The organism is Priestia sp. 179-F W1.4 NHS (assembly GCF_045369295.1).
Taxonomy (GTDB): domain Bacteria; phylum Bacillota; class Bacilli; order Bacillales; family Bacillaceae_H; genus Priestia; species Priestia zanthoxyli.
On the sequence record NZ_JBIQFF010000001.1, the window covers coordinates 181,836 to 199,893 of the forward strand.

Here is an 18,058-nt window from a genome sequence, read left to right on the forward strand (position 1 = left end):
TTGCCTTGACGCTCTTAATCGATGGGAGTAAAATTAACCTGTCACATACTTTATTAGGAAATGCAAAGGTTTTCATTTCCTGTATTCACGATTAATCTATTTGTCTAGTGGGAGTAAGAAAGTTCTTCACAAACTATGTTCATTTAACTAAGGGGGGTCTACGCAGATGGCGGCAAACAGAGAGTTTCAATATCGGAGAATCCATTCACTACTTGGAGTAATACCAATCGGGATTTTCTTAACACAGCATTTAGTTGTGAATCATTTCGCGACAAAGGGAGAAGAATCATTTAATCAAGCAGCTCACTTCATGGAGAGCTTACCTTTCCGCTATGCTCTAGAAATTTTCATTATTTTCTTACCAATCGTTTTTCACGCAATATACGGTCTTTACATCGCATTCACTGCTAAAACAAACGTTAACAACTATGGATTTTTCCGTAACTGGATGTTTATCCTTCAGCGTGTTTCAGGTGTAATCACACTTATCTTCATCACATGGCACGTATGGGAAACCAGAATACAAGCTGCGCTTGGAAAAGAAGTAGATTTTCAAATGATGGAACGAATTTTAAGCAACCCAGCAATGTTTGCATTCTACATAGTTGGTGTTGTATCTACGATCTTCCACTTTGCAAACGGTCTATGGTCATTTGGAGTTAGCTGGGGGTTAACTGTAACACCACGTTCTCAAAGAATTTCAACTTATGTGACATTAGCAATCTTCTTAGCACTTACATTCGTAGGTGTTCGTACATTATTCGCATTTGCATAAAATTAAGGTTTTGAAGGAGTGGGGTTCCGATGAGTAACGGAAAAATCATCGTAGTCGGTGGCGGTTTAGCTGGCTTGATGGCAACAATAAAAATTGCTGAGTCTGGCAAGCAAGTAGATTTATTTTCACTAGTTCCGGTAAAAAGATCTCACTCAGTTTGCGCGCAAGGTGGAATCAACGGAGCCGTAAATACGAAAGGTGAAGGAGATTCACCATGGGAACACTTTGATGACACAGTGTATGGCGGAGACTTTTTAGCCAACCAGCCACCTGTAAAAGCAATGTGTGAAGCAGCTCCTGGTATTATTCACTTACTTGACCGTATGGGTGTTATGTTTAACCGTACTCCTGAGGGTTTGTTAGACTTCAGACGATTTGGCGGAACGCAGCATCACCGTACGGCTTTTGCTGGAGCAACAACGGGTCAACAGTTATTGTACGCATTAGATGAGCAGGTTCGTCGCTATGAAGTTGCCGGACTTGTGACAAAGTACGAAGGATGGGAATTCTTAGGTGCTGTTCTTGATGATGAGCGCAGCTGTCGCGGAATTTCTGCACAGAATTTAAAATCAATGGAAATTAAAACGTTCCCAGCTGATGCGGTTATTATGGCTACAGGTGGACCTGGTATTGTCTTTGGAAAATCGACGAACTCAGTTATTAATACAGGTTCAGCGGCATCTATCGTGTATCAGCAAGGTGCATACTATTCAAACGGAGAGTTTATTCAAATTCATCCAACTGCTATCCCGGGAGATGATAAGCTTCGTCTTATGAGTGAATCTGCTCGTGGAGAAGGCGGACGCGTTTGGACATATAAAGACGGTAAACCTTGGTATTTCTTAGAGGAAAAATATCCAGCATACGGTAACTTAGTACCTCGTGATATTGCAACTCGTGAAATTTTTGACGTCTGCGTAGCGCAGAAGTTAGGAATTAACGGAGAGAACATGGTTTATCTGGACCTTTCACATAAAGATCCAAAAGAGCTAGACATTAAACTTGGAGGTATCATCGAAATCTATGAAAAATTCATGGGCGATGATCCGCGCAAAGTACCAATGAAGATTTTCCCAGCCGTACACTATTCAATGGGCGGTTTATGGGTGGATTACGATCAAATGACAAATATCCCTGGCTTGTTCGCAGCTGGTGAGTGTGATTATTCGCAGCACGGAGCGAACCGTTTAGGAGCAAACTCATTATTGTCAGCTATTTATGGCGGTATGGTTGCTGGTCCTAAAGCCGTTGAATACATCAATGGTTTAGAAAAGAGCGCAGATGCTATTTCTTCAAGCGTATATGATCGTCATGTGAAAGAAGAAGAAGAGAAATGGAACAATATCATGAATCTTCAAGGTACAGAAAATGCATACGTTCTTCATAAAGAGCTAGGGGAATGGATGACTGACAACGTGACAGTCGTACGATACAATGACAAACTGTTAAAAACAGATGAAAAGATTCAAGAATTAATTGAACGCTATGATCGTATTAACATTAATGACACGGCTAAATGGAGTAATCAAGCGGCAACATTTACTCGTCAGCTTCAAAACATGCTCCAACTTTCACGTGTTGTAACGCTTGGAGCTTACAACCGTAACGAAAGTCGCGGTGCTCATTATAAGCCGGATTTCCCAGATCGTAACGATGAAGAATTCTTAAAAACAACAATGGCATCTTTCGTTGATAAGAAAACGGCTCCTTCTTTCCATTATGAAGAGGTAGACGTATCGTTAATCAAACCGCGTAAGCGCGACTACACAAAGAAAAAAGATGAAAAACCAAAAAAACAACAAGAGGGGGTTCGTTAATCAATGAGTGAACAACAAACAGTCCAAAAGACAGTGCGCTTCATTATTACACGTCAAGATTCAGCTGAATCTGCTCCTTACAATCAGGAGTTTGAAATTCCGTATCGTCCGAATATGAACGTTATTTCAGCACTGATGGAAATCAGACGTAACCCTGTTGATGCTTCAGGTAAAGAGGTTGCTCCGATAAACTGGGAAATGAACTGTTTAGAGGAAGTATGCGGAGCCTGTTCAATGGTTATCAACGGTAAACCTCGTCAGTCATGTACAGCTCTTGTTGATAAACTAGAACAGCCGATTCGCTTGCAGCCAATGAAAACATTCCCTGTTGTTCGTGACTTGCAGGTAGACCGCAGCCGTATGTTTGATTCACTGAAAAAAGTAAAAGCGTGGGTTCCGATCGATGGCACATACGATTTAGGACCAGGACCGCGTATGCCTGAAAAGAAACGTCAGTGGGCGTATGAGTTATCCAAGTGTATGACATGCGGCGTTTGCTTAGAAGCTTGTCCAAACGTAAACGACAAGTCAAACTTCATCGGTCCAGCACCGCTTTCTCAAGTTCGCTTGTTTAATGCCCATCCAACCGGTGCGTTAAATAAAGGAGAACGTTTAGAGACGATTATGGGTGATGGAGGGCTAGCGAACTGCGGGAACTCTCAAAACTGCGTTCAATCATGTCCAAAAGGAATTCCATTGACTACTTCAATCGCAGCTTTGAACCGCGACACAACAATTCAAGCATTCAGAAGTTTCTTTGGTAGCGATCAAGTATAACCACTCAAAACCTCTCCACGTGGAGAGGTTTTATTTTGTCTATGACGAACGGAGGAAATACAGATGAATAATATTTCGTATATTGAAGACATGGATCACTGGAAAGAGTCATTTTCGTTTAAGCAGAAAATCAAGGTAAGATTTTCGGAAACAGATATGTTTGGGCACTTAAATAATACGGTTCCTTTTGTTTATTTTGAACAAATACGTACGGAATTCTTTCACCATATTGGCTTTATGCAAAAGTGGACGAGTGAGTATGAGGGAACGATACCGGTGGTGGCTGATTTGCAGTGCGACTATGTCAAACAAGTGTATTTTGGCAACGTGCTAGCTGTTTTTGTAAAAGCCCATAAAATCGGACGTTCATCGGTTGATTTACACTATATGATTCAAAATGAGCAAGGAGAGGTTGTACTCACGGGGAGAGGAACAATGGTGCAAATTTCTAAAGAAACAGGAAAAAGCGTGCCTTGGAATGAAGAGATGAAAAGGTGTTTATCGACTATATAAAAATGGCTTGAAGGCTCTTTCTTCAGGCTTTTTTTCTTTTTCAAAGGTAAAAAAGAGTTTTTTGCATATTTTTTCTAAAACTAGTAACCGCGTAGGCATACCGCACATAAGATATGTTGACTAAATTTACACCCATCCGATAGTTCAACTCAGGATCAGGCAAGGAGGGTTACATTGAAAGAAAAAGAGTTTCAACCTAAACCGCTACTTACAAAGCGTGAACGAGAAGTATTCGAGCTTTTAGTACAGGACAAAACAACAAAAGAAATCGCGAGTGAACTATTCATTAGCGAAAAAACAGTTCGAAATCATATTTCTAATGCGATGCAAAAGCTTGGAGTCAAGGGGCGTTCTCAAGCAGTCGTAGAACTCCTTCGAATGGGAGAACTTGAACTATAACATGAGCTGGCTTTCTTCTTAGAAAGCCAGCTTTTTGTATATTTTTTTTAGTGGCGCATACATATCTAACAAGAATATCATTAAGAAAATATTATAAAAAAGGTAAATCTTTATAAAAGAAACTTATTGCTTGAAATTGAATTTCAGAGTACGTATACTTTTAAGTAAGGAGATACTACTTCAAAAGAAAGAGAGGTGAGATGATGAAAAATGTATGGTTAGGGGTATTATTATGCATGATATTCTGCTTGCCTTTTGCGAGTTTGCCAGATAAATTTATTGATAATGACTTTGAAAAAGTAAAGGTCACAAAAAGTTCGGTACAGCATTACACGGATATCGTGCACATGTCTCCAGGAGCTAAGCACAGCGTCAAACAAATAGGATCTCTCATACAAAATGTGATAGTAACTTTTGCTTTAGTATGGGTGAGTACCAAGCTCATCATTCCGACGCATCAAATTGCGTATTTTTTCCTCAAGAAAACACTTTTTTATCCAAAAATCTTTCAATCAAGTTACCTCAATTAAATAAAAAAGGTTGAAATTTCAGCAGCCTTTTCTTCAAACCTAAAATTACCTACTATTCTTAGGCTTATTTGTCATGGGGATTTTCTATACAAATAATGCAATGAAAATTTAATATTCTTCTTAAAAACTTTATAGGAGTGATCATTCAATGATGATTAAAGAAACGGAATTACCAGGAATCGGCCGTAAATTTGAAATTGAGACAAGCGGAGGAAACCGTGTGGTCGTTATTATTCATGATGATGGACGGCGTGAGATCTACCACTTCGATCAAAAAGATTTAGAAGAAAGCATTTTTGACATTACGTTAACAGATACGGAATCAAGACAGCTAGCTGCAATTTTAGGCGGCATGATTTACAAGCCAAAAGCAATGGAAACCATTGAAGTGGCATTCAATGACTTAGTGATTGAATGGTACAAAGTTGAAAAACAGGCGAAAGCTCACAGTAAAACAATTGGCGAAATTGACGTTCGCAGCAACTATGATGTCACAATCATCGCTGTCATTAAAAACACGCAAAAAAAATTATCCACCCCAGGACCAGATACGTTAATTGAAGAAGGAGATACGCTTGTCATCTCTGGTGAAAGAGGAAATTTAAAAACGCTCATTAAAGAATTGCTTTCACAAGGAGGTAGTTCATAATTGGATCATTTAGTATTTGAAGTTGGGACAGCTTTGTTATTAGTCGCTTTAGCGGCTATACTAGCACATAAATTTAAATTTACGATTATTCCATTCCTCATTCTGCTGGGCATGGCGGTTGGTCCCCATGCTCCTGAGTTTGGCTCATTCAGTTTAAAGTTTATTGAAAGCCAAGAGATTATTGAATTTATGGGGAGAATTGGAGTTCTCTTTTTACTCTTTTATTTAGGGTTAGAATTTTCAGTTGGAAAGTTAATTAAATCAGGTAAGTCCATCGCGGTGGGAGGATCTATTTATATTTTAATTAACTTTACCTTAGGATTATTGTATGGATACCTGACAGGAAATCCTCTTCTTGAAGTGCTGATTATCGCTGGAATTATTACGATTTCGTCCAGCGCAATTGTCGCAAAAGTATTGGTTGATTTAAAACGAACGGCAAATCCAGAAACGGAATTGATATTAGGGATCATCATGTTTGAAGATATTTTCTTAGCGGTTTATCTTTCTGTCGTTTCAGGGTTGGTGCTTGGAGACCACGGATCGCTTGCTGGATCTTTAACATCTATTTTAATTGCGTTTGGCTATATGATGCTGTTCTTTATCATTGCTCGAAAAGCTACGCCTCTACTAAATAAACTTTTAAATATTTCATCGAATGAAATCTTTATAATCGTCGTTTTTGCGGTATTGTTTTTTGTGGCAGGCTTCTCAGAAACAATTCACGTGGCAGAAGCAATTGGAGCATTATTGCTTGGACTTGTATTTTCTGAAACAGAACATCGCGATCGGATTGAACATCTTGTCGTACCGTTTCGTGATTTCTTTGGAGCCATTTTTTTCTTCAGCTTCGGATTAAGTATTGATCCTCTCACGCTCTGGGATGCAGGATGGCTTGCTCTTGGAGCAGTTGCGCTTACGATTATTGGTAACTTTACAGCCGGTATGATTTCAGGAAGAAAAAGCGGGCTATCACACAAGGCTTCTACCAATATTGGATTAACAATCATGTCACGAGGTGAGTTTTCAATCATTATGGCTAACATCGGAATTGAAGGAGGATTATCGGCCATCCTTCAGCCATTCGCTGCGCTTTATGTATTGATTTTAGCTATTATTGGTCCTTTGTTAACGAAGGAGTCTAAGCATATATATGGATTTTTAAACTCAATATTTAAATGGAAAAAAGCAAATCCTCAAGAATCTAATAGATAAAATATATAAAACACAGTTGACAAATCGGATTAATATGATAAAATTCAAAATAATCCAATAACAAATCAGTTAACTATAGCAATGGGCTGATCGGTCAACCGAAAGCTCCTACCTTTTTTAGGTAGGAGCTTTTATGTTTTTAGGTGAAATAGCTTTTGATTTAAAAATTCAAGGAGGAGGAATTGCTGTGAGTGTCGTGATTCAATCGGTTAACCGCTCATTTCAAAAAGGAGAACAAGTAACTCAAGCATTGCGAAATGTAAATCTTACGATTAATAAAGGTGAATTTATTACCATTATTGGTCCGAGTGGATGCGGAAAAAGTACGCTGCTTAAAATGATCGCTGGACTTGATATAGATTATGAAGGGCGCATTGAAATCAACGGGAAGCACATAGCCGGACCTAGCATTAAACAAGGAATGATCTTTCAAGAACACCGCTTGTTCCCGTGGCTTAATGTGGAGCAAAATATAGCGGCTGACTTATCGCTGAAAGATTCGAACGTTCGGCGCCGCGTAGATGAGCTAATTGATATTGTCAGGTTGAAAGGATTTGAAAAAGCTTATCCTCGAGAACTATCTGGGGGGATGTCCCAACGAGTTGCGATTGCGCGTGCTCTTTTAAGAAATCCAGAGGTTTTATTGTTAGATGAACCGTTTGGTGCGTTGGATGCTTTTACTCGCACTCATCTGCAAGATGTGCTGTTAGACATATGGAAAAAAGAAAAAACAACCATGATTTTTGTTACCCACGATTTAGATGAATCCATTTACTTAGGAACTAAAATTGTGATTATGAGTGCCAGACCAGGAGAAATTAGTCGGGTTGTTCCAGTAGAAATTAGTCATCCGCGAAAAAAGACAGAAGTACCTTTTCAGCAGCTAAGGCAGCAAGTGCTGAAAGAATTTGAAGAAGCAGGAGAACATTAAAGATTCAATCAGACAGAGAAGGAGACAGAACAGATGAAAAAGCTACTTTTAACTGCAGCTATTGTACTTGTTCTCGCATTGGCTGGGTGCGGGACCAAAGAAAAAGCGAGCGGCGAAGATTCGAAAAACGTTACGATCAATATTGGCATTCAACAAAGCCTAGGACCTTTAATGCTGGCACAAAACCAAAAATGGTTTGAAAAAGAATTTAAAAAAATAGGTGTAAACGTTAAATGGACAGAGTTTCAAAGCGGTCCTCCGCAATTTGAAGGGTTAGCATCTGGACACTTGGATTTCGGCCAAGTTGGAAACTCACCGGTTATTTCTGGTCAAGGGGCAGATATTCCATTTTTAGAAATTGCTAATTCGAGCGACGGATTAAAAGGAAATGCTATTTTAGTAGGAAAAAACAGCAAGATTAAAAGCGTAAAAGATTTAAAAGGTAAAAAGATTGCGGTTGCGAAAGGCAGCAGCGGTTTTAACTTATTGTACAGAGCTCTTGATCAAAATGGGTTGAAGCCAAGTGACGTAAAGATTATTCAGCTTCAGCCAGACGAAGCTCAGCCAGCATTTGAAAATGGGTCAGTGGATGCATGGTCAATTTGGGAACCGTTTATCTCCCTGCAAAACTTAAAAAATGAAGCTCGTATTTTAGCAGACGGCGATTCGTTAAAGGTTGCTTCACCAGGCTTTACTATTGTAAGAGAAGGCTTTGCAAAAGATCATCCAGGGTTAGTCGTTAAGTTTTTACAAGTTTATCAAAAAGCACTTGAATGGCAAAACGAACATTTTGAAGAATCTGTGGATATTCTAGCAAAACAAAAAAATCTAGATAAAGACGTAGTAAGACAAGTGTTAAAAAATAATCCTGCCTATAATCGCCCAACCTCTAAAGAAATTATTGCAGAACAACAGCGAACAGCTGATTTTCAACAATCTTTAGGCGTTATTAAAAAGAAAATTGATACGGGAGATGTCGTTGATAATTCATTTATTGAAAAAGCATTAAAAGAAAAATGAGGTGATGAAAATGAGTAAAACATCCGTGGTTTCAGGACATGTCCAGTCTTCAGCAGCTCACTTGCAACAAGTGAAAAAAAGAAAGGAAGAAGCGAAAAATAAGCAGGGAATTTTCCTTCGTTCTCTCGTCGTGCCAATTTTGCTTATCGTCGTGTGGCAAATCATTGGTTCTGCGGGCTATGTATCTAAAACCGTTCTTCCTACACCTGTTGATATTGTACTTTCTTTCAAACAGCTCATCGTATCGGGAGAACTCGGAGCTAATCTTCAAATCAGTATTTTACGTGCTGCCATAGGTTTTGCCGTTGGAGCTGGTCTAGGTTTACTATTTGGTATTATTGTCGGTTTCTCAAAGAAAACGGAGCACTATATGGATCCATCCATTCAAATGCTTAGAACTGTTCCTCACCTTGCCTTGGCTCCTTTATTTATCTTATGGTTTGGTTTTGGGGAAATTTCAAAGATATTGCTAATTGCAAACGGTGCGTTTTTCCCAATCTATGTTAATACGTATTTAGGCATTCGCGGCGTTGATTCGAAATTGTTTGATGTTGCGCGTGTTCTGCAATTTAGTAAATGGAAACAAATCACGAAACTCATTTTACCAGCCGCTCTTCCTAATATTTTACTTGGTGTCCGATTGTCTTTAGGTATTGCATGGCTCGGACTGGTAGTAGCTGAATTAATGGGAGCAAGTGAAGGTGTAGGATATATGATTATGGATGCTAGGCAGTTTTCTCAAACAGATGTAGTTTTTGTCGGAATTATCATTTTTGCTGTTGTAGGCAAATTAACTGATTCATTTGTCCGAGTATTAGAAAAGCGTCTTCTTAAATGGAGAGACAGCTACGCAGGTGAAAAATAAAAGAAGGATTTATATACTTATTAATCCTTGTAAATCTATCAGTTTTATAAGTTAAAAGGAGAGATGATAATGAGTCAGTTTACAATTATTACGGGAAGCCCTTCAAAACAATCAAGGTCAGCTGCTTTAAGTGAGTATATTGCAGCATATCTGCAAAATGAAAAACATGAAGTAAAAACCGTGCATGTCCGCGATCTACCAGCTGAAGACTTACTATATGCTAACTTTTCTAGCCCTGCGATTCAAGAAGCTCAAAAGAAAGTGGCAGATGCTGATGCCGTTATTATTGTCAGCCCAATCTATAAAGCTAGCTACACAGGAATCTTAAAAACATTTTTAGATTTAATACCTGAAAAAGGTTTGCACAATAAAACTGTGCTGCCGATAGCTACAGGGGGAACCATTGCTCATCTACTGGCTCTTGATTATGTATTTAAGCCGACATTATCCGTTTTAGGAGCTACTGCTCTTATTCATGGAGTTTATATTGTTGATTCTGAGGTGGCCTATACGAAAGAAAATGAAATTGAGTTTATTGCGGAAGAAGCAGAAGCGAGAATTAAACGTTCATTAAAAGAGCTTGAATATCATCTAGAACAAACGAAAAGGAGTGTTGAATCATGAAAATGTTATGGTTTATTCCTTCCCATGGAGATGGAAGATATCTAGGGACAAATCGAGGAGGTCGTTCAGCAGACTATTCATATTTTCGACAAGTTGCTCAAGCAGCTGACCGGTTAGGATTTGAAGGAGTTCTGATTCCAACGGGGAAATCATGCGAAGACCCGTGGCTATTGGCTGCTTCACTTATACCTGAAACAGAGCGTTTGAAATTTTTAGTAGCTGTACGTCCAGGCATTATGGCTCCTTCCGTGGCAGCGCGCATGACTTCGACTCTTGATCGAATTTCAAACGGTCGTTTACTAGTTAACGTAGTAGCAGGAGGAGATCCAGCAGAATTAGCCGGAGACGGCCTTTTCTTATCACATGATGAACGTTATGAAGCTGCGGATGAATTTTTAGATGTGTGGAAAGGGTTATTGGCTGGAGATACGGTTAATTATGAAGGAAAACATATTCATGTAGAGAACAGTGAGCTGTTGTATCCACCTGTTCAAAAACCTTCTCCACCTATTTATTTTGGCGGATCTTCACCCGCAGGACAAAAAGTTGCAGCAAAACATTCTGACGTGTATTTAACGTGGGGAGAGCCTCCTGAACAAGTAAGAGAAAAAATAACGGCTGTGAGAAAGCAAGCAGAAGCAGAAGGCAGAACCGTTAAGTTTGGGATTCGTTTGCATATTATTGTACGGGAAACGGAAGAAGAAGCTTGGGAAGCAGCCGATCGATTAATTCAGCATTTGGACGACGACACAATTCAAGCTGCACAGCGTACTTTTGCAAGGTATGACTCAGTTGGGCAGCAGCGAATGGCGAGCCTTCATAGAGGAACCCGAGAGGAACTTACGATTAGCCCTAACTTATGGGCAGGTGTGGGGCTCGTCCGGGGAGGTGCAGGAACTGCCCTGGTAGGCAGTGCTGAAAATATAGCGAAACGAATAAAAGAATATGAAGCTTTAGGAATTGAATCTTTTATTTTATCAGGCTATCCGCATTTAGAAGAAGCTTATCACGTAGGAGAGTTATTGTTCCCGCTTTTAAATATTGATGAGGGTGAAGGAAAGAGTGAAAGCATCGGTGAGATTATTGCAAACGATAGGTTTCCAAAAGCTTCAACCTCGTAAAAGAAGAACCGGTGAATTTTTCACCGGTTCTTCTTTTACATTCATCTCAGCCGAGAGACGAGTCCGTTAAATTGTTGGTTTTGGTTTTTCAGGTGCAGCTTGTTTATCTTTTCGACTTTCTTGAATATATACTTTAAAGAGAAAAATATTTAAACAGCCCAGTGTGAGGAATAACGGTGCAAAATAATATTCTTGAGACATAAGTAGGACGAAAACGCTTCCAAAACAGAACAGAGAACTAAACATAAAGTAAAACTGTAAGAATCTTCTCATTTTAGTCGCCTCCTATTCTTTTTCTTCTTACACTTATTATATCAAATACTTTCCAAAAAAGACACAAAATATTCAATTTTTTTCTTATTTACCTATTGATTTTTTTGTCGATATGTAAATTAAGTGGGTTGTAATACCAATTAATTCCTGGGTGTAACTTTCTGATGGAAAGTTTATGTAAAATTTTATATGATAGAAATGGTATTGAAAAAAGGGGGAAAATCATCATGAGACGAATTGGGTGGCTATTTTTTACTATGGCAATTCTCTTACTCATAACTGCCGGTTGCTCAAATGATCAACAGAAAGCACAGGATCGATTTGATAAATATGTAGCCATGTGGAATAAAGAAGATTTTGAAGGTATGTATGGATACTTGTCTAAAGATGCTAAAAAGACGATTTCAGAAAAAGACTTTGTAAATCGATATAAAAATATCTACGATGCAATTGAAGCGGACAAGCTTAAAGTGAAGGCAAGTAAAATAGAAGACTTAGAAATAAAAGACCATAAAGCTGTTTTACCTTTTGAAGTAAACATGAACTCTGTAGCCGGTGAAATCTCATTTAAAGAAAATGCTGCTGTGGTTCAAGAAAAACAAGGGGATACAGAGAATTGGTATATTAATTGGAAGCCTAATATGCTTTTTAAAGGACTTAAGCAAGGAGAGCAAGTAAGAGTAGCTACTCAGTCAGCTGTGCGTGGAGAAATTATGGATCGTTCAGGGAAATATTTAGCTCAAAACGGAGAAGCGATTCAAGTTGGAGTTGTTCCCCAGCAGTTTTCTAAAGGCGGCGAGCAAGCGATACGACAATTAAGCAAGACTCTTGCTCTTTCAGAAAAAAGTATTAATCAAGCACTGAGCGCTTCTTGGGTGAAAGAGAATCAATTTGTTCCTATTAAAACAGTTAGTCAAAAAGACGCCTCTAATTTAGAGAATTCTTTGAAAAAAGTAGAAGGCATTCAACAAAAAAAGGTGAATGCGCGCGTATATCCTTGTGAAGAAGCGTGTGCTCATTTAGTTGGATACGTTGCGCCTGTCACAGCTGAATATTTAAAAGAGCATAAAGATGAAGGTTATAATGCTCAGTCTAAAGCTGGAATGATTGGCTTAGAATCTTTGTATGAAGATAAGCTTCGTGCTCGAGACGGCGTCACGATTTATAGTGTAGATAAAGATGGTAATAAAAAGAATGAAATTGCAAAAGTGAATCTAAAAGACGGGGAAAGCATTCAGGTTACGGTAGACACGAATGTTCAAAAATCCCTTTATGAACAGTTAAAAGATGAAAAAGGAGTAGCTACTGCTCTTCAACCTAAAACGGGAGAAATATTAGGTCTTGTAAGCACGCCAGCTTTTGATCCGAATTCTTTTTCTTTTGGAATCGATGCTAATACGTATCAATCCCTTTCAACGAATCCTAATAAGCCGTTAATGAGTCGTTTTACCAAAACGTATTCTCCGGGATCTACATTTAAGTTAGTCACCGGAGCTTTAGCGGTTGATGAAGACGTGCTAAATCCAAACGAAAGTATATCAATCAGCGGGAAGAAATGGCAGAAAGATAAAAGCTGGGGAAATTTCTACGTAACACGAGTGGGCAGCAAACCGAATGTTAATTTACGTGATGCTTATGTTACATCTGATAATATTTATTTTGCGCAGACTGCTTTGAAGCTAGGTTTAGACAAATTTAACAGTGGTTTAAAACAGTTTGGGTTTAATCAAAAATTGCCTGTTAATTATCCTTTTGAAACGTCTAAAATTGCAGGTGATCAAGATATTAAAGATGAGGGAGTATTAGCAAACTCTGGCTATGGCCAGGGGAAACTGCAAGTGAATCCTCTCCACTTGGCATTGATGTATACATCGATTGTAAACGATGGAAATATAGTAAAGCCTATTCTTATGAACGGTGATGAGAGTGGAATATGGAAAAAACAAGTAATATCTAAAGGAACGGCGCAATTAATTCAAAATGATTTAGTTGATGTCATTGAAGATAAAAACGGTACGGGTCATGCAGCAAAGATAGATGGGTTAACCTTGGCTGGAAAAACGGGAACAGCAGAGCTAAAGAAAACTCAAGGTGAAAAAGGGCAGGAAAACGGATGGTTTGTAGCTGTGGACACAAAACAGAAAAACTTACTCGTTTCAATGATGGTTGAAGGGGTAGAGGATAAAGGCGGAAGTCATTATGTCGTGCCGAAAGTAAAAAATGTATTTCAGCAATATAATAAGTAAATAATAAAAGCCAGTTCTAAAAGAGCTGGCTTTTATTATTTACACAAGGGGAGTAATGTTAAGTTTTTGTAAATCCCAATTTTATACAAACTCTGAAAACCCTTATTTTAAAAGGAATCAACGTATTATTGTTAATGTATTGTAAAGAAGCCTAAAAAAATGTGTTTGAAAAGTTATTGACAATTAACAATAATAGGAGTAATTTTTGACTTGGCGTAAAAAAATGAATCGCATAACCTATAGGTGAAAGAACCACATTTTGGGACTTTTGCTCTGGTAAACGTTTGTTTTTTTAGAATTTTTTGATACACAAGAGAGGTGGTTTCTCTCGTTATAGTAATGAACAGCTAGGTTTTATCCATTACTTTAAATGAAAAAAGAAACTAGAACACATATAAAAAGATAGAGAGAAAAAACGAGTGGTAAAGTTTCGATAAATTGGATGGAGGATTGCAACGTGATCAAAAGAAAAAAAGACAAGTTTTCTGAAATGTTAATGGACATTGCCCAAAATATTAAGGACTCAGCGGAGTTTTTAGGCAGCTTTGAACTTCAAAATGTATCTGACCTAAAGGAATTTGCCAACGTTTTAAAAGCGTATGAATCAAAAGGTGATAAATACGTGCATACAGTGATTACTGAGTTGAACAAAGCATTTATTACTCCAATTGAGCGTGAAGATATTTTACAGCTAGCGATGAGCATGGATGATGTACTTGATGGCATCGACAGCTTTGCTGCTTTAATGGAAATTCATTCAATTACGACATTTGATGAATATGTAGCTGAATTTGTTAAAAATATTCAAGGCTGTGCTGAAGAAATTTTAATTACGATTAATTTGTTGTCTGAGAAAAAGCTTCTTCAAATTAGTGAGCATGCAATTAAAATTAAAGAGTATGAGTCACATTGTGATACATTATATCGTCGTGCACTAAAACAATTATTTGCAACATGTAAAGATCCAATTAAAGTTATTCAATATAAAGAAATTTATGAAACGCTAGAAGAAATCGCGGATTATTGTCAAACGGTTGCGAACAACTTAGAATCAGTTATTATGAAGAATGCGTAACGGGGCTATAGTATAATGGATTCAATGCTAATATTAACCATTCTAATTGTAGTTGGTGCACTTGGTTTTGACTTTATCAACGGATTTCACGATACAGCTAATGCCATTGCGACTTCTGTTTCAACCAAAGCTTTAAAACCGCGACATGCAATTCTTTTAGCCGCAACCATGAACTTTGTCGGGGCTATGACGTTTACGGGCGTAGCCAAAACGATTACAAAGGATATCGTTGATCCTTATACGCTTCAAAATGGTTCTGTCGTTATTTTAGCAGCATTAATTTCTGCTATCGCGTGGAACCTAATCACATGGTATTTCGGTATCCCGAGTAGTTCTTCTCATGCAATTATTGGATCGATTGCAGGAGCAGCTATTGCAGCTGCTGGATTTGGTGCTTTAAATTACAAAGGTTTCATCAAAATCATCGAAGCCCTTCTAATTTCACCAGTTCTAGCTTTTGTAGTAGGTTATATTGTCTATACGATTATCAAGCTAACGTTTAAAAACCATAACTTGACGAAAACGAATAAGCGTTTTCGCCGCGTTCAAATCCTGACTGCAGCTCTACAATCTTACACACACGGTACGAATGATGCGCAAAAAGCAATGGGTATCATTACGCTAGCGCTTATTGCTAACAATATGCAAAGCGGTACTGAGATTCAGTGGTGGGTACAGCTGGCTTGTGCGGTCGCAATGGGGCTTGGAACGTCAATTGGTGGATGGAAAATCATTAAAACCGTTGGCGGTAAAATTATGAAAATTCGTCCTGTTAATGGAGTAGCTGCGGACTTGACGGGTGCTGCCATTATCTTTGGAGCAACATTTATTCATCTACCTGTCAGTACTACTCATGTTATTTCATCTTCTATCTTAGGTGTAGGTTCTGCTCACCGAGTGAAAGGTGTAAAATGGGGAACTGCACAGCGCATGGTGATTACATGGGTTATCACATTGCCAATTTCAGCTTCATTAGCTGCACTTATCTATATGATTTTAAATTTGTTCTTTTAATAAATGGGGAGCTTCTTTTAAAGAAGCTCCTTTTTTTATTTACATCCCCTCATTTGCACAGTACACTTAAAACATGAAAATAACACAATCGTTTTTAAAAGGGAGATGGAGAAATGTTTGGAAAAGTAGCTGCTGATGTATTGGGGCTAAGTGATATTGGTTCTGTTATTAAGCCAGTTGATTATGACAAGGTAGATGCAGACGATTACGTTATGCATGAAGAACAAGAAAAAATTTATTTTCTAATCAAATCAAAGTCAGATGAATATTGCTTTACCAATAAAGCGCTCATTCACCTTGATGGAACAAGTGCTACAAGTAAAAAGCGAATGCTTCGCCGCTATAACTACAGCACAAATCACATTTCAAACGTAATGCTAGAAACGGCTGGAACTGTCGATTTAGATGTGGAAATTAAATTTAAAATTGGCTCCGAAACTTTTTCTATCGATGTACACAAAAAGCATATAGAAGAGGTAAAAGATTTATATAAAGCGCTGTTTAAAATGTCTGAAATAACGCGTGAAAATGAAATTGCGCTCGATTTTGCTAAACAAAGCATTCAGCTAGCTTCTTCTACGCTAAGCAGTACAAGAAATACAAGTGGAAGTGTTGCTGGTGAATTTAAAGAAATTAACGAAGCCGCGTTTTCTTGGTTATTAGATAAAAAAACAGCCTACACAACAAAAGATTTCAGCTCAGTTTTCGAGCTGTATATCAATAATTAATAGAAACAGCTGCTCCTTTTATGGAGCAGCTGTTTTTTAATGCTGAACGTTGTAGAATCCTCATGTTAACCTTGAAAAATCACCGAAAAAAGAGCACAATATAAAATAGAAAAGAGAAACAATAGAGACGGGTTTAACTGAAAGAAATAATAGAAAATAAGACTCATAGGTGGAAAGGATTACGGTATGACAGCAAAAAATAATGAGGATACAGTGGCAGAATTAGAAAAGTCACTTCGACATATTGCAGCTATTGTGAAGCAAAAAGGAAGAGAAATTTTAGAAGACTATACGATTACGCCACCTCAGTTTATTGCTTTGCAGTGGCTGTTTGAACGTGGAGATATGACGATTGGCGATTTATCAAATCGGATTTTTCTCGCTTGTAGTACAACGACAGATTTAGTAGATCGTATGGAAAAAAATAAGTTGGTGGTTCGGGTCAAAGATCCGAAAGACCGCCGCGTAGTGCGTATTCATTTGCTTCCTGAAGGAGCACGCGTTATCGAAGAAGTAATTGAAAAGCGACAAACGTATTTAAATGGCGTACTGGCAAACTTCTCTCCTAGTGAAACAGAAGTTTTACGAGTAACGTTACGAAAATTACATGATGAAATGAAAGAAAAATGAGGCGATTGTTTTGAGTAGACCAATTGGTGTTATAGATTCAGGTGTGGGCGGATTAACGGTAGCAAAGGAAATTATGAGACAGCTTCCGAAAGAACAAATTATGTACATTGGAGATACAGCCCGCTGCCCATATGGTCCTCGTCCCAGTGAAGAAGTACGAGCTTTCACATGGGAGATGACTAATTATTTAGTAGATAAAGATATTAAAATGCTTGTTATTGCGTGCAACACGGCTACGGCAGTGGTACTAGATGAAATTCAAGAACAGCTCGATATTCCGGTTATAGGCGTCATTGAACCAGGATCACGAGCTGCGCTTAAAGTAACTAAAAATCATAAAATAGGCGTAATCGGCACAAACGGAACCGTTAAAAGCCAAGCCTATACACATGCACTCCGCGCTCTTCATACGAGAGTGGAAGTGGAAAATTTAGCATGCCCTTTGTTTGTACCTCTTGTGGAGAGCGGTAATTATGAAGGACCGGAAGCGCAGCGAATTGTAAAAGAAACATTAAAACCTTTTTATCATACAGATATGGATACCCTTATTTTAGGATGTACGCATTATCCGTTATTAAAGCCAGTTATTCAAGAAGCAATTGGACCTCGAGTTCAGTTAATTAGTTCTGGTGAAGAAACGGCAATAGAGGTAAGTGCCATTCTTTCTTATAGCAATTTACTAGCTCCTAGAAGCATGGAGCCCGAACACTACTTCTATACAACAGGCTCAACAGAACTGTTTCAATCTATTGCATCTAAATGGTTTGAACACCCTGTATATAATGTTGAGCATATCAAGCTTTAAAACCGAGCATATTAAGCTCGGTTTTTTTTGTGACCAAAAACTTGTTTGAGC

The 18,058-nt window shown here is 38.2% G+C and carries 20 protein-coding genes; 19 read left to right on the forward strand and 1 reads right to left on the reverse strand.

Annotation, left to right across the window (positions count from 1 at the left end; genetic code table 11):
- Positions 1–166: 166 nt before the first annotated feature.
- The 13 genes from ACH0CI_RS00880 (at position 167) to ssuD (ending at position 11,236) form a co-directional block, all read left to right on the forward strand.
- Complete coding sequence (locus ACH0CI_RS00880) at positions 167–775, forward strand: succinate dehydrogenase cytochrome b558 subunit (protein WP_028411754.1); 609 nt, start codon at positions 167–169, stop codon at positions 773–775.
- A gap of 29 nt (positions 776–804) precedes the next feature.
- Positions 805–2,592, forward strand: a complete 1,788-nt coding sequence (gene sdhA, locus ACH0CI_RS00885) for a succinate dehydrogenase flavoprotein subunit (RefSeq protein WP_013059399.1) — start codon at positions 805–807, stop codon at positions 2,590–2,592.
- A gap of 3 nt (positions 2,593–2,595) precedes the next feature.
- Positions 2,596–3,369, forward strand: a complete 774-nt coding sequence (gene sdhB, locus ACH0CI_RS00890; RefSeq protein ID WP_013059398.1) for a succinate dehydrogenase iron-sulfur subunit — start codon at positions 2,596–2,598, stop codon at positions 3,367–3,369.
- A gap of 63 nt (positions 3,370–3,432) precedes the next feature.
- On the forward strand, positions 3,433–3,882 hold the full coding sequence (locus tag ACH0CI_RS00895) for an acyl-CoA thioesterase (RefSeq protein ID WP_028411753.1): 450 nt from the start codon (positions 3,433–3,435) through the stop codon (positions 3,880–3,882).
- 174 nt (positions 3,883–4,056) lie between these two features.
- Complete coding sequence (gene gerE / locus ACH0CI_RS00900) at positions 4,057–4,281, forward strand: spore germination transcription factor GerE (protein WP_013059396.1); 225 nt, start codon at positions 4,057–4,059, stop codon at positions 4,279–4,281.
- Between the two features lie 203 nt (positions 4,282–4,484).
- Positions 4,485–4,811 carry a hypothetical protein gene (locus tag ACH0CI_RS00905; RefSeq protein WP_406900778.1) on the forward strand — a complete coding sequence of 109 codons (327 nt, stop codon included), beginning with the start codon at positions 4,485–4,487 and terminating at the stop codon, positions 4,809–4,811.
- Positions 4,812–4,959: 148 nt separating this feature from the next.
- Positions 4,960–5,460 carry a cation:proton antiporter regulatory subunit gene (locus ACH0CI_RS00910; protein WP_013085158.1) on the forward strand — a complete coding sequence of 167 codons (501 nt, stop codon included), beginning with the start codon at positions 4,960–4,962 and terminating at the stop codon, positions 5,458–5,460.
- Complete coding sequence (locus tag ACH0CI_RS00915) at positions 5,461–6,675, forward strand: cation:proton antiporter (RefSeq protein WP_406900779.1); 1,215 nt, start codon at positions 5,461–5,463, stop codon at positions 6,673–6,675. It abuts the gene before it with no gap.
- A 133-nt stretch (positions 6,676–6,808) separates the two neighbouring features.
- Positions 6,809–7,606, forward strand: a complete 798-nt coding sequence (locus ACH0CI_RS00920; RefSeq protein WP_406900780.1) for an ABC transporter ATP-binding protein — start codon at positions 6,809–6,811, stop codon at positions 7,604–7,606.
- A gap of 33 nt (positions 7,607–7,639) precedes the next feature.
- Positions 7,640–8,626: an aliphatic sulfonate ABC transporter substrate-binding protein gene (locus tag ACH0CI_RS00925; RefSeq protein WP_335388143.1), complete on the forward strand. Its 987-nt coding sequence runs from the start codon at positions 7,640–7,642 to the stop codon at positions 8,624–8,626.
- Positions 8,627–8,636: 10 nt separating this feature from the next.
- Positions 8,637–9,491, forward strand: coding sequence for an ABC transporter permease (locus tag ACH0CI_RS00930; RefSeq protein WP_033579636.1), 855 nt, complete (start codon positions 8,637–8,639; stop codon positions 9,489–9,491).
- 69 nt (positions 9,492–9,560) lie between these two features.
- The gene (gene ssuE / locus ACH0CI_RS00935; RefSeq protein ID WP_028411747.1) at positions 9,561–10,115 is read left to right on the forward strand and encodes an NADPH-dependent FMN reductase; all 555 of its coding nucleotides are present in this window, start codon (positions 9,561–9,563) and stop codon (positions 10,113–10,115) included.
- Positions 10,112–11,236, forward strand: a complete 1,125-nt coding sequence (gene ssuD / locus ACH0CI_RS00940; protein ID WP_033579638.1) for an FMNH2-dependent alkanesulfonate monooxygenase — start codon at positions 10,112–10,114, stop codon at positions 11,234–11,236. Before ssuE ends, ssuD begins: the two co-directional genes overlap by 4 nt.
- Positions 11,237–11,302: 66 nt before the next feature.
- Here ssuD and ACH0CI_RS00945 read toward each other — a convergent pair whose 3' ends face one another.
- A complete protein-coding gene (locus ACH0CI_RS00945) occupies positions 11,303–11,509 on the reverse strand; it encodes a hypothetical protein (protein ID WP_013059387.1) in 207 nt (68 codons plus the stop codon).
- Positions 11,510–11,736: 227 nt separating this feature from the next.
- On the opposite strand from ACH0CI_RS00945, the gene ACH0CI_RS00950 reads away from it, so the two are divergent.
- The 6 genes from ACH0CI_RS00950 to racE all read left to right on the forward strand — a co-directional run bounded on the left by ACH0CI_RS00950 (position 11,737) and on the right by racE (position 18,007).
- Entirely contained in the window at positions 11,737–13,755 is a 2,019-nt protein-coding gene (locus ACH0CI_RS00950; protein ID WP_406900781.1) for a penicillin-binding transpeptidase domain-containing protein, read from the forward strand.
- Positions 13,756–14,197: 442 nt separating this feature from the next.
- Positions 14,198–14,830, forward strand: coding sequence for a DUF47 domain-containing protein (locus tag ACH0CI_RS00955; protein ID WP_029711160.1), 633 nt, complete (start codon positions 14,198–14,200; stop codon positions 14,828–14,830).
- A gap of 15 nt (positions 14,831–14,845) precedes the next feature.
- Positions 14,846–15,844 carry an inorganic phosphate transporter gene (locus tag ACH0CI_RS00960; RefSeq protein WP_028411744.1) on the forward strand — a complete coding sequence of 333 codons (999 nt, stop codon included), beginning with the start codon at positions 14,846–14,848 and terminating at the stop codon, positions 15,842–15,844.
- A 113-nt stretch (positions 15,845–15,957) separates the two neighbouring features.
- Positions 15,958–16,572 (forward strand): PH domain-containing protein, encoded by a 615-nt coding sequence (locus tag ACH0CI_RS00965; protein ID WP_013059383.1) that lies wholly within the window; start codon positions 15,958–15,960, stop codon positions 16,570–16,572.
- 186 nt (positions 16,573–16,758) lie between these two features.
- Positions 16,759–17,202, forward strand: coding sequence for a MarR family winged helix-turn-helix transcriptional regulator (locus ACH0CI_RS00970; RefSeq protein WP_013059382.1), 444 nt, complete (start codon positions 16,759–16,761; stop codon positions 17,200–17,202).
- 10 nt (positions 17,203–17,212) lie between these two features.
- Positions 17,213–18,007 carry a glutamate racemase gene (racE, locus tag ACH0CI_RS00975; protein WP_028411743.1) on the forward strand — a complete coding sequence of 265 codons (795 nt, stop codon included), beginning with the start codon at positions 17,213–17,215 and terminating at the stop codon, positions 18,005–18,007.
- Positions 18,008–18,058: the final 51 nt, after the last annotated feature.